Here is a 13,200-nt window from a genome sequence, read left to right as displayed (position 1 = left end):
ACCCGGCGGGAGCCGGTCAGCTCGTGATGTCCTTGCGGGCGAACCGGCGGGCGGCCAGCACGCCGAACAGGGCCGTGTAGCCGATCGACAGCAGCACCCCGTCGGCCATGCCGGTCCAGTCGACGTCGGTGGAGAACACGTCGATCCAGGCGAACGCGTGGTGCGTCGGCAGGTAGTCGCGGGCGGCGTCCAGCGCGGTGATCGAGTCCAGGATCTGCGACAGGATCGCCGCCATCACCCCGCCGCCGACCGCGCCGAGCGGCGAGTCCAGCGACACCGACAGGAACAGCGTGAACCCGGCCATCCAGCTCAGCTGCACGACGATGTACACCGTGGCGATCACCACCGCGAGCAGGCTCTTCCCGAACGGCACCGCGTCGCCGGTGGGGCTGGTCGCGTCACCCGCGCCGTAGGCGATCACGCCCACCAGCAGCGACGTCACCGGGAACAGCACCAGCGCGAACAGCGACAGCGCCCCGGCGGCGAGCGCCTTCTGCCGCAGCAGCCGCGCTCTGGGCACCGGGATCGACAGCAGGTACTTCAGGCTCGACCAGGACGCCTCGCCGGCCACCGCGTCCCCGAAGAACACCGCCACCACCAGCGGCAGCAGGAACGAGCCCGCGACGAAGAACCCGTAGACCACGAAGTTCGGCGCGCTCACCATCGCCAGGTCGGCGAACGTGCCGCCGCGCTTGTCCGGATCCGGGTCGTCGCCCATCCCGAACGCCAGCACCAGCACCACCGGCAGCACGGCGACCAGCGCGATCAGCAGCTTGGTCCGCCTGCGCCGCAGCTGCCTGCGCAGCTCGACCCCGAGCCGGAGCGTGCGCGACGTGCGGTAGCCCGGCACCGCGTCGACGTCCTGGACCTCGCTCATGACGACCCCTCCCCGACCAGTTGCAGGAACGCGTCTTCCAGCCTCCGCCGCGGTCCGGCGCGTTCGACCGACACCCCGGCGGCCACGAGAGCCGCCACCGCGTCGCCGCACGGCACGCCGTTGAGCACCGCGTGCACCTCGTCGCCGTCGACGTCCACATCGGACACACCGGGGACGGTGTCGAGGGCGAGGGCGGCCAGGCGCGGCTGGTCGACGGTGAAGCTGGAGGCGCCGCCCGCGGAGGCGATCTCGTCGACGGTCCCGGCCGCGATCACGTGGCCGTGGTGGACGACGACCACGTGCGTCGCGGTCTGCTCGACCTCGGCGAGCAGGTGGCTCGACACCAGGACGGTGCGGCCGGTGGCCGCGTAGCGGCGCAGGACGTCGCGCATCGCGTGGATCTGCGGCGGGTCCAGGCCGTTGGCGGGCTCGTCGAGCACGAGCAGGTCCGGCAGGCCGAGCATGGCCTGGGCGATGGCCAGCCGCTGCCGCATGCCCTGGCTGTAGGTCTTCACCCTGCGGTGCACCGCGTCGCCGAGCCCGGCGATCTCCAGCGCCTCGTCGAGGTGCGCCTCGTCGTCGGGGCGGCCGGTGGCGGCCCAGTAGGTGCGCAGGTTCTCCACGCCGGACAGGTGCGGCAGGAACCCGGCGCTCTCGACGAACGACCCGATCCGCGACAGCACGGGGGCACCGGGGGAGACCAGGCTGCCGAACACCCTGATCGTGCCGCCGGTCGGGGTGATGAGGCCCATCAGCATCCGCAGCGTGGTGGTCTTGCCCGCGCCGTTGGGCCCGAGCAGGCCGAGCACCTGGCCGCGCTCGACCCGGAACGACAGCCCGTCGACCGCCGTCACGCCACCGGGGTAGGCCTTCGTGAGGCCTTCGATCACCAGCGGGGTGTCCAGCAGCTCCGGGTCGACGTCACGCCGGTGCCTGCGCCGGACGGCCGCCACCACGGCGAGCAGCGCCACGGCCGCGAGCACCGCGCCGATGCCGGCGAACTGCGCGACGGGGAGCGACGACTCGACCGGGACCGCGGGCACGACCGGCACGTCCACCGGGCCCGCCAGCGACACCCGGTAGGACGCGGGGGCGGTGGGCGTGCGGTAGGTCTGGTCCGTGGTCGCCACCGAGATCTGCAGCTCGTGGCCGTGCTCGAACGGGCGGACGATGCCCGCGAGCGCCACGTCCACCTCGACCGGCGACCCGTCCGCGGGCAGCGGCGGCAGGTGGACGGGTGCCACGGCGTTGCCCGGCAGCGTCCTGGTGCCGTTGGGGTCCTTGTCGTAGAGCTTCACGAACAACACCCCCTCGCCCGGCGGTCCGACCGCCGACACCCGCAGCCGCACGGTCGCCGCGCCCGCGGCCAGCAGCTGGGCGTCCACCGGCGGGGAGGTGAAGGTGGCCTGCTGGCCCGGCAGGTCCATGCTGAACAGCGAGGCCATCCACGGCGTCTGGCCCAGTCGCCCGTTGAGCGCGGGCATGCCGCTGATCGCGGCGGGCAGGCCGCCGGGCGGGGCGATGACGACCTGCTCGTCGCCGTCGAGCCGGAACCGCTCGCGGCGGGTGGAGCCGTGGTGCATGCCGGGGTAGGAGTCGGCGCGGACGGTGCGCACCGACGGCGTGCCCTCCGGTGTGATGCCGCCCTGCACGTCGTACTCGAAGGCGCCGAAGGGGTTCTTCCCGGTGGCCGAGAGGCGGAACCTCAGCCAGTCGACGATCCGGCCGCGCAGCTTCGCGTCGGGGTAGGCGCCGTCGTGGCCCCCGGCGAACCACACCACCTGCACGTCGCCGCCTGCCGCGCTGATCTGCCGGGCGTTGGCGTCCGCGTGGTCGAGGCCGAACAGGGTGTCCTGCTCGCCCTGGACCAGCAGCGTCGGCACCTTGATCGACGCGGTCACGGAGGAGGGGGAGAGGGTGGCCAGCAGCCGCAGCGTCCGCTCGCTCATGGTCCCGGTCGTGGCGACCTCGGTCCACGCGCGGCAGACGTCGTCGGTGAAGCGACCGCACACCGAGCCGAGGTCGGTGTCCCGCTGGGCGGCGATCGGCTCGACCCGGTCCCGCGCGGACGCCTCGGAGTCCAGGCCCATGGAGTAGAGGAAGCCGCCCCAGGAGCTCTTGAACACACCACCGGGGGCGAACGCGCCGGGAGCGGGCGTGCCGTCCGCGACGTCCTGCACCGAGGCCGCGTTGGGCAGCAGGCCCTGCGCCAGGTCGTTGTAGGTGATGACCGGGACCAGCGCGTCGATCCGCGGGTCCGTCCCGGCCAGCAGCAGCGACAGCGAACCGCCGTAGGACGCGCCGGACACCGCGATCCGCGGGTCGCCGGGCCCGTCCAGCACCACGTCCGACCGCGCGGCCAGCCGGTCGACCAGGAGCCGGGCGTCCGCGACCTCGGCGTCCGGGCCGTTCAGGCCGATCCTCCCGGAGCTGCGGCCGAACCCGCGCGCCGAGTACGACTGCACCACGAACCCGGCCTCGGCCAGCTCGCGCGCGTCGGTGTCGACGCTGTGCTTGTCGCCGCCGAACCCGTGCGCCAGCAGCACGGCGGGCGCGGGCGTGCGTTCGGGGAGGAAGAGGCTCGTCTCCAGCGACACCCGGTCCGCCGAGCCGGGTGCCGCGGGGACCTCGACGAAGCCCTCCTCGACCCGGACCGCCGACGTCGCCGGATCGCCGTGCGAGACCCACACCGCCGTCGCGCCGAGGAGCACCGCGACGACGGCACCGAGCGCGACGAGGCGGCCGCGCGACCGTGTGACCTGCCAACGGATTTTCACGCCTGCGACGCTAGGCGCGGCCCGTATCAACCGGGTCTTGCCCGGTCATCACCGGTGGCCGCCGCGGCGCGCGGCGACGCCGATGTCGACGTGGTCGCTGAACACGCCGTCGACCCCGGCGCCGAAGTAGGCCTTCAGCTCGTCGGCGAGCCTGCCGCGGTCGGCGGGGTTGGTCGACGACCGGTAGGCCGCCGGGAGGAACTCGTTCTCGGCGGCGAAGGTGTAGACGTGGACGGCGAGCCCGAGCCGGTGGGCCTGCCGCACCAGCGCGGTCGGCGCACCGAGCCTCCCGTCCTCGGTCCAGGGGATGACCATGGTCTGCTCCGCGCCCACGCCGTCGGCGTAGCGCGCGATCTCGCGCAGCCGCTCGGGCGTGACCTGGTCCGGGGTCCAGACGAGCTGGATCAGCGGCACCCGCAGCTGGGTGTCGAGCTCCTTGAGGTTGTCGACCTCGAAGGACTGCACGAACACCTTGGCGTCGCGGCGGTTCAGGCCGTTGGCGTTGAGCGTGCGCACCAGCGCGGGCTCGATCGGCAGGCCCAGGGAGGCGAAGTAGGCGGGGTGCTTGGTCTCCGGGTAGACGCCGATCGTGCGGCCGAGCTGCCGGGAGAGCCTGCGCGACAGGTCGATGACCTCCTGGAAGGTCAGGATCTGGTAGCGGCCGTCGTAGGCGGTGTTCGCGGGCCGCAGCTCGGGCAGCCCCTCCTTGGCGCGCAGGGTCTTCAGCTCGGCCAGGGTGAAGTCCTCGGTGAACCAGCCGGTCATCTCCCAGCCGTCGATGGTCTTCGTGGTCCTGCGGTCGGCGAACTCCGGGTGGTCGGCGACGTCGGTCGTCAGCCCGATCTCGTTCTCGTGCCGGGAGACCAGCACACCGTCCTTCGTGGACACCAGGTCCGGCTCGATGTAGTCCGCCCCCATCCGGGCGGCCACCTCGTAGGACGCCGCCGTGTGCTCCGGCCGGTAGCCCGCCGAGCCGCGGTGCCCGATCACCAGCGGGTTCGCCCTGCCGTCCTGGCCGTGGTGGGACGCGCCCACGACCTCGTCGGCCGCGGCCGGGACGGCGAGGCCGAAGTGGAGCAGGAGCGCGGCCGCGGTGGCCGCGGTGAGTCGCCTCGGCGACGGCATCTTCATCATGGGCTTCTCCTGGCGTGCGCTCGGATGGCGGGGATGCCGCCATCCTGTGGCGCGCACCAGGAGCGGGCAATCGGATGAGAGCCGGGCGAAGACCCGGATGATAGGACCGCTCCGTAGCGTCGCTGACGTGATCGTCCACCAGGCGGCGCGACAGTAGGGGTTCGCCACATGAAGGACTACTCCCAGCAGGTATTGGTCGGCGAAGGCGGCGACGACTACGCGAGGTACATGCGCACCGACGCCTTGCTGTCCTTGCAGCGCAAGGCCGACGAGGTCGTGCACCGCGACGAGCTGCTGTTCCAGGTCGTGCACCAGTCCACCGAGCTGTGGTTGAAGCTGGCCTGCTCCGAGGTGGCCGAGGCGGCCCACTGCGTCGGTGTGGACAACCTGGAGACCGCCATCCGCCTGCTGGGCCGGGCCTCGCTCGGCGTCGTGCTGGTCACCGACCAGCTGGAGATGATGCGGCACCTGTCCCCTTGGGACTTCCAGACCATCAGGACGGTACTGGGCCACGGTTCCGGGGCGGACTCGCCGGGGTGGCGGTCGGTGCAGCGGCACAGCCGCCACATCGGACGCGTCTTCCACGACCTGGTCCAGCGGCGCGGGATCGACCTCGCCGAGCTGTACCGCAGCAAGGTCGACAGCGCGGAGCAGCGGCTGGCCGAGGCGATGATCGACTGGGACGAGCGCATCTCGCTGTGGCGGGTGCAGCACTACAAGATGGCCACCAGGGTGATCGGCCACCAGGTCGTGGGCACCCAGGGCACGCCGGTGGACGTGCTGGCGAAGCTCATCTCGTACAAGTTCTTCCCCGAGCTGTGGGACGTCCGCACCGAGCTCACCCGGACCGGCCCGATGGCCGAACCGCCTGCGGGGCGGACATGACCGTCACCACGCGCGGCGGCGCGCTCACGGCGGCCGCCTTCCGGGCCCGGTTCCCGGTGCTGGGGCGCAAGACCCACCTGTCCAGCTGCAGCCTCGGCGCCCGGTCGGACGACCTGGACCACGCGCTGCTGCGGATGGTCGACGACATGACCGCGGGCGGCGGCGCGTGGGAGGCGTTCGAGGGCGAGTTCCGGCGGGCGCGCAAGGGTTTCGCGGACCTCATCGGTGCCCACGTCGACCAGGTCGCGCTGGTGCCCAACGCCTCCACCGGCGCCTACCAGGTCGCGTCCACTCTGGACTACACGCGGCGGTGGAAGGTCGTCAGCACCGTCGAGGAGTTCCCGTCGGTCTCGCACGTGTGGCTCGGGCAGCGCCCGCGCGGCGCGGACGTCGTGCACGCCACCGCGCCGCAGGACTACGAACGGCTGGTCGACCGGCGCACCCGGCTCGTGTCGGTGCCGCTGGTCACCTACGCGCGCGGCCACCGGATGCCGGTCGACGACGTGGTGCGCGCCGCCCGCGCGGCCGGGGCCGCGGTGTTCGTGGACGCCTACCAGGCGATCGGCGTGCACCCGGTGGACGTGGGCCTGCTGGACTGCGACTTCCTGGTCGCGGGCGCCATGAAGTACCTGCCCGGCCTGCCGGGGCTCGCCTTCCTCTACGTGCGGTCGCCCGACCTCACCGACCGCGACCCCCGGCTCACCGGCTGGTTCGGCCGGGTGGACCCGTTCGCGTTCGACCCGGCCGTCCTCGACTTTCCCAGGGCCGCGACCAGGTTCGAGACCGGCACCCCGGCGGTCCCCGCGTGCTACGCGGCGAACGCCGCCCTTGGCTTGATCGGAGCGCTCGACCTCGCGGAGGTGCGTATGCACGTGCTGCAACTGACGGAGCTGGCCGCGGACCTGCTCAGCGGCCAGGGAGAAGAGGTGCGCGCGCTGCCGTCCGAGCGGCGCGGCGCGCACATCGGCCTGGTCGACCCGGACCCCGGCGGGCTCGCCCGCCTGCTGGCCGAGCGCGACGTCTCGGTGAGCCCGCGCGGTGACGCCGTGCGGCTGTCGTTCCACTACTACAACAACACCGATGACGTGGCGGCGCTCTGCTCGGCGCTGGCCGACCTGCGCTCGTCGGCCAGAGTCGGGCGGTAGCGCCATGTCCACCGCCGAACTGAGCTCCTGGCTGCGCGCCCCGGACGTCAAGAGGTTCCCCTACGGCGCCGTGGTCCGCGAGTACCACAGCGTCGGCAAGCACTTCGTCGCACCGGAGCTGCTGGAAGTGCTCGCCGTCGTGCGCGAGCTGCTGCCCGAGCTGGGCGGCCCGTGGCCCCACGTGCAGACGCTGGCGTCGTTCCTGAGCACCGCCCTGGACAAGCCGGACAAGCGCTACGACTACCCGACCTATCTGGCGCTGCCGCTGCTGCAGCTGCCCGGCGTGGACGACCCGGTCGAGCAGGCGCCGTTCGCGCGGACCCGGTGCGACCGCCTCACCGCGCAGCTCGTCGCCGACGCGCTGGCGTTCGAGCTGTCCGCCGTGGACGGGCGGACCACGCTGCTGCCGCAGGCGCGCCCCGCGGAGGTCATGGTGGGCAAGCGCTTCCGGCACGGGCTGCGGGTGATGCTGCCCGCGCTCGCGCGGATGTCGCTGGACGCCGGGCTCACCGCCACCGAGCCCGTCGACCTCGCCCGCCAGGCGTGCGCCGCCGTGCACGGCGACATGTCCTACGCCGAGCGCCGGGCCGTGGAGCTGAGCATCCTGCCCGTCTACACGATGCACGACGAGTACCTGTTCCTGCGGGTGCTCCAGACGTTCGAGACCACGTTCGCCCTGCTGGCCACCCAGATCCGCGGCGCCGTCGCCGCACTCGGCGACGGCGAGATCGAACGGGCCGTGCACTTCATGGCGAGCTCGGAGACCGCGCTGCGCGAGTCCTCACCGCTGTTCTCGATGCTGGCGACGATGCAGGTCGAGTCGTTCCGGACGTTCCGCGACTTCACCGAGGGCGCGAGCGCCATCCAGTCGCGCAACTACAAGCTCGTCGAGTCGCTGTGCAGGCACCCCGACGCCGACCGGGTCGAGTCGGCCGCCTACCGCTCGGTGCCCGACGTGCGGGCGCGGGTGCTGGGCGACCAGCCGACGCTCGACGAGGCCTACCGGACGATGTGCGAGTCCGACGTGGTGGCCGAGGACGCCCGCAAACCGCTGGCCGACGCCATGGGCTCGTTCGCCCGCGCGATGCTGCGCTGGCGGCGGACGCACTACCGGCTGGCCGTGCGGATGCTCGGCGAGGTGCCCGGCACCGGGTACACCGAGGGCACCCCCTACCTGCGCGCTGTTCGGGACATCCCGGTCTTCCACGCGGTCGAGGCCGACGTGAAGGTCGACAACGAGACGACGGGGGCACCGTGACCACCCGATTGGACGCGCCGGTGGGGATCGTCGGCGCCGGACCCGTGGGTCTGATCACCGCGCTGCGGCTGGCCGGGCTCGGCGTGCCGAGCGTGCTGCTGGAGTCCGACCCCCACCTGGTGAAGCAGGGCTCGAAGGCGTGCCTGATCCAGGGCGACGTCCTGGAGGTGCTGGACAAGGTCGGGTGCGCGCGGACCATCGCCGAGGAGGGCGTGACGTGGACGGTCGCCCGGACCTACGTGCGCAACCAGGAGATCCGGGCCGCGGAGTACCCGCGCGGCCAGGGGTTCGGGCCGTTCGTCAACATCTCCCAGCACCGCATCGAGCAGGTGCTCGCCGAGGCGGTCGAGGCCGAGCCGCTTTGCGACCTGCGCTGGGGGCACCGGGTCACCGGCCTGGCGCAGGACGCGGACTCGGTCACCGCCAGGGTCGTCACCGAACTGGGGGAGGAGGACCTGGTCTTCACGCACCTGGTCGCCTGCGACGGTGTCCGGAGTGGACTGCGCGACCTGGTCGGCGTGGAGTGGACCGGGTACACCCACCAGGACCGGTTCCTGATCACCGACATCAAGGCCGAGCTGCCGCTGGCCAAGGAGCGGCACTTCCACTACGACCCGGTGTTCAACCCCGGCCGGCAGCTCGTGATGCACCCGCAGCCCGACGACATCTGGCGGATCGACTGGCAGCTGCCGCCCGACGCCGACATCGAGGCCGAGCGCGCCGACGGCCGGTTCGACCAGCGGGTCCGCGCGGTGATCGGCGACGTCCCGTACGAGGTCGACTGGGTCAGCACCTACCGGTTCCACCAGCGGGTCGTCGACCGGCTGCGGGTGGGGCGGGTGCTGTTCGCGGGCGACGCCGCGCACGCGCTGCCGCCCTACGGTTCGCGCGGCATGAACAGCGGCATCCAGGACGCCGACAACCTCGCGTGGAAGATCGCGCTGGTCCGCTCCGGGGTGGTCGGCGAGGAGCTGCTGGAGACCTACCACCGCGAGCGGTACGCCGCCGCGCTGGAGAACCTGCGGGTCACCGAGGCCACGATCCGGTTCATGGTGCCGCCCAACAGGCTCCGCCGGTGGACGCGGGCGGTGCTGCTGCGGCTGTCGCGGACGCTGGGGCCGGCCCGCAAGCACGTGAACAGCGGCCGGATGGCGGAGCCGTACACCTACACCGACTCGCCGCTGGTGCGGACCGGCCACCCGCTGCTGGGCGCGTTCGCCCCGGACGGGCCGGTCGTCGTCGACGGCCGGCAGACCCGGTTGCGCACGCTGCTCGGCGCCGGGTTCGTCGGCCTGGTCTTCGCCTCCGACGCCAGTGAGGCCGCGGACGTCGCGGAGGCCGCGTGGGCCAGGCCGTGGGACGTCCCCGCGCGGCTAGTGGCGGTCCTGCCGCCGGGCGCGTCGGCCGACGGGCTGAGCCCGGAGATCACCGTCGCCACCGCCGTGGACGACGCGCTGGAGGTCTACGGCACGGGGTGGTGGCTGGTCCGCCCCGACGGCCACCTCGCCGCGCGGGACGGGCTGGGCGAGTCGTTCCCGAGCGCTCTTCGAGCGTCGGCGGGCATCGTCGGGTCGGGGCTGGTCAACGAGCGCTCGGGACAGTGAAGGGACACCGGACATGGGCAACACCTACAGCAGGCGCGCGGTGATCGTGGGAGCCGGCGCCGTCGTCGCGGGGACGACGGTCGCCGCGTGCGGCGAGGTCGCCCGCACCGCCGAACCGCCGCCGTCGGGCACACCGCTCGGCTCGAAGTCGGCCATCCCGGTCGGCGGCGGCCAGATCCTCGCCGAGTCCGGCGTGGTCGTGTGCCAGCCCCAGGAGGGCGTGTTCAAGGCGTTCTCCTCGGTCTGCACGCACCGCGGCTGCGCGGTGACCAGCGTCGGCAACGGCCAGATCACCTGCGACTGCCACCACAGCACGTTCTCCATGACCGATGGTTCGGTGACCGCCGGACCCGCGAAGCAGCCGCTGCCGGAGTTCAGGCTCAAGGTCGACGGCGACGACATCCAGGCGGTGTAGCGATGAGCGTGCTCACCGAGCTCGTGGACGCCCTGCGCGGCGGAGAGGTGGAGGTCGTCGACCTCACGGCCCCGCTGTCGGAGCGGACGCCGATCATCGCCCTGCCGCCGGAGCGCGGCCAGCCGTGGCCGTTCTCCCGCGAAGTGATCAGCGACTACGACGCCGCCGGTCCGACGGTGTACTGGAACAACATCCGGCTGTCCGAGCACACCGGGACGCACTTCGACGCGCCGGTGCACTGGCTCTCCGGCAAGGGGTCGGAGGACGTCTCGGAGGTGCCGCCCGCCCGGCTGGTCGGCCCGGCCGTCGTCCTGGACCTCTCCGCGCGGGTCGCGGCCGAGCCGGACTTCCTGCTGCGCCGCGAGGACGTGGAGGCGTGGCAGGCCGAGCACGGTCCGCTGCCCGACGGCGGCTGGCTGCTCTACCGGACCGGGTGGGACGCCTACAAGGACGACCCGGAGCGGTTCCTCAACGGCGGCCACACACCCGGCGTCCACCCGGACTGCGCGCGCTGGCTGGCCGAGCGGACGCCGCTGGTCGGCATCGGCGTCGAGACGGTGGGCACCGACGCCGGGCAGGCGGGCGAGTTCGACCGGCCCTACCCGTGCCACTGGTTCTTCCACGGCGCGGGCAAGTACGGCCTCACCCAGCTGCGCAACCTGGCCCTGCTGCCGCCCACCGGCGCCGTGCTGGTGGCGGGGCCGCTGCCGATCGTGCGCGGCTCCGGCAGCCCGACCCGTGTGCTGGCCCTGGTCGAACGGCGTCGATAATGTCTCATATGGGTAGGTCCGGGCCGGACGGCCACGACATGATCGAGGTCCGCGGGGCGCGGCACAACAACCTGGCGGACGTCTCGCTGGACATCCCGAAGCGCAGGCTCACGGTGTTCACCGGCGTGTCCGGGTCGGGCAAGTCTTCGCTGGTGTTCGGCACGATCGCGGCCGAGTCGCGCAGGCTGCTCAACGAGACCTACACCGCCTACGTCCAGGGCCACCTGCCGTCGATGAGCAGGCCGGACGTCGACTCGCTGCGGAACCTGAGCGTGGCGATGGTGGTGGACCAGGAGCGGATGGGCGCGAACTCCCGCTCGACCGTCGGCACGGCCACCGACGCGCAGACCATGCTGCGGGTGGTGTTCAGCAGGCTCGGCGACCCGCACATCGGCACGTCCAGCGCGTTCAGCTTCAACACCCCCGAGGGCGCCTGCCCGGTCTGCGACGGGCACGGGTACGTCTCCGACATCGACGTGGACAAGGTCCTCGACCGGGGGAAGTCCCTCAACGAGGGCGCGATCTCGGCCCCGCACACCGGTGTCGGCTCGTGGTACTGGCAGATCATCACCGGATCGGGGTACTTCGACCCGGACAAGAAGCTGGCGGAGTTCACCGAGCAGGAGTGGGACGACCTGCTCGAACGACCGGCGACCAAGCTCAAGAAGGGCGACAGCAAGGCCACCTACGAGGGCCTGCTGGTGAAGATGCGCCGCCACTTCCTGACCAAGGACCGCGACGCGCTGCGGCCCGACCTGCGCGCGTACGTCGACAAGATCGCCACGTTCGCCCACTGCCGCGGCTGCGACGGCACCCGGCTGAACCCGGCCGCGCTGTCGTCGAGGATCGCCGGGCGCAACATCGCCGAGTGCGCGGCCATGCAGGTCGACGACCTGGCCGCGTTCGTCCGCGACCTCGACACCCCGTCGGTCGGACCGGTGCTGGCCGCGCTGTCGACCACGCTGGACTCGCTGGTCGAGATCGGGCTGGGCTACCTGAGCCTGGACCGTGAGTCGTCCACGCTGTCCGGTGGCGAGGCGCAGCGCGTGAAGACCGTGCGGCACCTGGGTTCCAGCCTCAGCGACGTGACCTACGTGTTCGACGAGCCGACCGTGGGGCTGCACCCGCACGACGTGCAGCGGATGAACGGGCTGCTGCTCCGGTTGCGGGACAACGGGAACACGGTGCTGGTGGTCGAGCACAAGCCCGAGGTCGTCGAGATCGCCGACCACGTCGTGGACCTCGGTCCCGGCGCCGGGGCGGCCGGTGGCCACGTCGGCTACACCGGCGACGTGGCCGGACTGCGGGCGTCGGACACGGTGACCGGGCGGTACCTGGACCACCGCGTGCCGCTGCGCGAGGACCCCCGCGAGCCGTCCGGGTGGCTGCCGATCACCGGCGCGTCGCTGCACAACCTCCGCGACGTGTCGGTGGACATCCCGCTGGGCGTGCTGACCGTCGTCACCGGTGTGTCCGGCGCGGGCAAGACCTCGTTGGTGCACGGCTCGTTGGGGCGTCGCGACGACGTGGTCGTGGTCGACCAGTCCGCGATCCGCGGCTCGCGGCGCAGCAACCCGGCGACCTACACCGGCATGCTCGACCCGATCCGCACGGCGTTCGCCAAGGCCAACAAGGTGAAGGCCGCGCTGTTCAGCGCCAACTCCGAGGGCGCGTGCCCGAACTGCAAGGGCCTCGGGCTCATCTACACCGACCTCGCCATGATGGCCGGGGTGTCGTCGGTGTGCGAGTACTGCGACGGCAAGCGGTACACGCCCGAGGTGCTGGCGTACACGTTGCGCGGCAAGGACATCAGCCAGGTCCTCGCCATGCCTGTCGCGCAGGCCCAGGACTTCTTCCCCTCCGGCAGGGTCCGCGCCGTCCTCGACCGCCTCGCCGACGTCGGCCTCGGCTACCTCCGCCTCGGCCAACCGCTGAACACCCTGTCCGGCGGCGAACGCCAACGCGTCAAGCTCGCCATCCACATGGCCGAGGGCGCCGCCACCTACGTCCTGGACGAACCGACCGCGGGCCTGCACCTCGCCGACGTCGACCAGCTCCTGGCCCTGCTCGACCGCCTCGTCGACGGCGGCAGCACCGTCGTCGTGGTCGAACACCACCAGGCCGTCATGGCCCACGCCGACTGGCTCGTCGACGTCGGCCCCGGCGCGGGCCACGACGGCGGCCGGATCGTGTTCACGGGCACACCCGCGGACCTGGTCGCGAACGCCGACACGCACACGGCGCAGCACCTGAAGAAGTACCTGGAGGGCTGAGCCGGTCCAATCGGCCGGAAGTGGGTTGACGCAATATTGCGGAAAACCCGCTCAGTCCAGCG

General features: G+C 72.4%; 10 protein-coding genes. 7 read left to right on the top strand and 3 right to left on the bottom strand.

Annotation, left to right across the window (positions count from 1 at the left end):
• Positions 1 to 16 precede the first annotated feature (16 nt).
• The 3 genes from CLV43_RS10025 to CLV43_RS10015 are packed head-to-tail and all read right to left on the bottom strand — an operon-like array spanning position 17 to position 4,779.
• Complete coding sequence (locus CLV43_RS10025; RefSeq protein WP_106186751.1) at positions 17 to 877, bottom strand: ABC transporter permease; 861 nt, start codon at positions 875 to 877, stop codon at positions 17 to 19.
• Positions 874 to 3,654 carry an alpha/beta fold hydrolase gene (locus tag CLV43_RS10020; protein ID WP_106186750.1) on the bottom strand — a complete coding sequence of 927 codons (2,781 nt, stop codon included), beginning with the start codon at positions 3,652 to 3,654 and terminating at the stop codon, positions 874 to 876. The genes CLV43_RS10025 and CLV43_RS10020 overlap by 4 nt, the downstream gene beginning before the upstream one ends.
• Positions 3,655 to 3,702: 48 nt before the next feature.
• Entirely contained in the window at positions 3,703 to 4,779 is a 1,077-nt protein-coding gene (locus CLV43_RS10015) for a glycerophosphodiester phosphodiesterase (protein ID WP_425445739.1), read from the bottom strand.
• Between the two features lie 177 nt (positions 4,780 to 4,956).
• Here CLV43_RS10015 and CLV43_RS10010 point away from each other — a divergent pair, with 177 nt between their 5' ends.
• Genes CLV43_RS10010 through CLV43_RS09980 form a run of 7 tightly spaced genes read left to right on the top strand, consistent with a single transcriptional unit; the run spans position 4,957 to position 13,138 of the window.
• Positions 4,957 to 5,673, top strand: coding sequence for a tryptophan 2,3-dioxygenase family protein (locus CLV43_RS10010; protein WP_106186749.1), 717 nt, complete (start codon positions 4,957 to 4,959; stop codon positions 5,671 to 5,673).
• A complete protein-coding gene (locus CLV43_RS10005) occupies positions 5,670 to 6,818 on the top strand; it encodes an aminotransferase class V-fold PLP-dependent enzyme (protein ID WP_106186748.1) in 1,149 nt (382 codons plus the stop codon). Before CLV43_RS10010 ends, CLV43_RS10005 begins: the two co-directional genes overlap by 4 nt.
• A 4-nt stretch (positions 6,819 to 6,822) precedes the next feature.
• Positions 6,823 to 8,076, top strand: coding sequence for a tryptophan 2,3-dioxygenase (locus tag CLV43_RS10000; protein WP_106186747.1), 1,254 nt, complete (start codon positions 6,823 to 6,825; stop codon positions 8,074 to 8,076).
• Positions 8,073 to 9,680 carry an FAD-dependent monooxygenase gene (locus CLV43_RS09995; RefSeq protein WP_211304295.1) on the top strand — a complete coding sequence of 536 codons (1,608 nt, stop codon included), beginning with the start codon at positions 8,073 to 8,075 and terminating at the stop codon, positions 9,678 to 9,680. The genes CLV43_RS10000 and CLV43_RS09995 overlap by 4 nt, the downstream gene beginning before the upstream one ends.
• Before the next feature lie 13 nt (positions 9,681 to 9,693).
• Positions 9,694 to 10,095, top strand: a complete 402-nt coding sequence (locus CLV43_RS09990; RefSeq protein ID WP_106186746.1) for a Rieske (2Fe-2S) protein — start codon at positions 9,694 to 9,696, stop codon at positions 10,093 to 10,095.
• A gap of 2 nt (positions 10,096 to 10,097) precedes the next feature.
• Positions 10,098 to 10,865, top strand: a complete 768-nt coding sequence (locus CLV43_RS09985) for a cyclase family protein (RefSeq protein ID WP_106186745.1) — start codon at positions 10,098 to 10,100, stop codon at positions 10,863 to 10,865.
• 8 nt (positions 10,866 to 10,873) lie between these two features.
• The gene (locus tag CLV43_RS09980) at positions 10,874 to 13,138 is read left to right on the top strand and encodes an ATP-binding cassette domain-containing protein (protein ID WP_106186744.1); all 2,265 of its coding nucleotides are present in this window, start codon (positions 10,874 to 10,876) and stop codon (positions 13,136 to 13,138) included.
• The last annotated feature ends 62 nt before the right edge of the window (positions 13,139 to 13,200 follow it).

The sequence above is a fragment of the Umezawaea tangerina genome (assembly GCF_003002815.1).
In the GTDB taxonomy this organism is placed as follows: domain Bacteria; phylum Actinomycetota; class Actinomycetes; order Mycobacteriales; family Pseudonocardiaceae; genus Umezawaea; species Umezawaea tangerina.
This window is presented reverse-complemented; position numbering and strand designations above follow the sequence as displayed.

Coding starts and splice junctions, on each gene's coding strand:
- CLV43_RS10025 (WP_106186751.1), bottom strand. CDS start 877: ATGAGCGAGGTCCAGGACGTCGACGCGGTGCCGGGCTACCGCACGTCG.
- CLV43_RS10015 (WP_425445739.1), bottom strand. CDS start 4,779: ATGCCGTCGCCGAGGCGACTCACCGCGGCCACCGCGGCCGCGCTCCTG.
- CLV43_RS10010 (WP_106186749.1), top strand. CDS start 4,957: ATGAAGGACTACTCCCAGCAGGTATTGGTCGGCGAAGGCGGCGACGAC.
- CLV43_RS10005 (WP_106186748.1), top strand. CDS start 5,670: ATGACCGTCACCACGCGCGGCGGCGCGCTCACGGCGGCCGCCTTCCGG.
- CLV43_RS10000 (WP_106186747.1), top strand. CDS start 6,823: ATGTCCACCGCCGAACTGAGCTCCTGGCTGCGCGCCCCGGACGTCAAG.
- CLV43_RS09990 (WP_106186746.1), top strand. CDS start 9,694: ATGGGCAACACCTACAGCAGGCGCGCGGTGATCGTGGGAGCCGGCGCC.
- CLV43_RS09985 (WP_106186745.1), top strand. CDS start 10,098: ATGAGCGTGCTCACCGAGCTCGTGGACGCCCTGCGCGGCGGAGAGGTG.
- CLV43_RS09980 (WP_106186744.1), top strand. CDS start 10,874: ATGGGTAGGTCCGGGCCGGACGGCCACGACATGATCGAGGTCCGCGGG.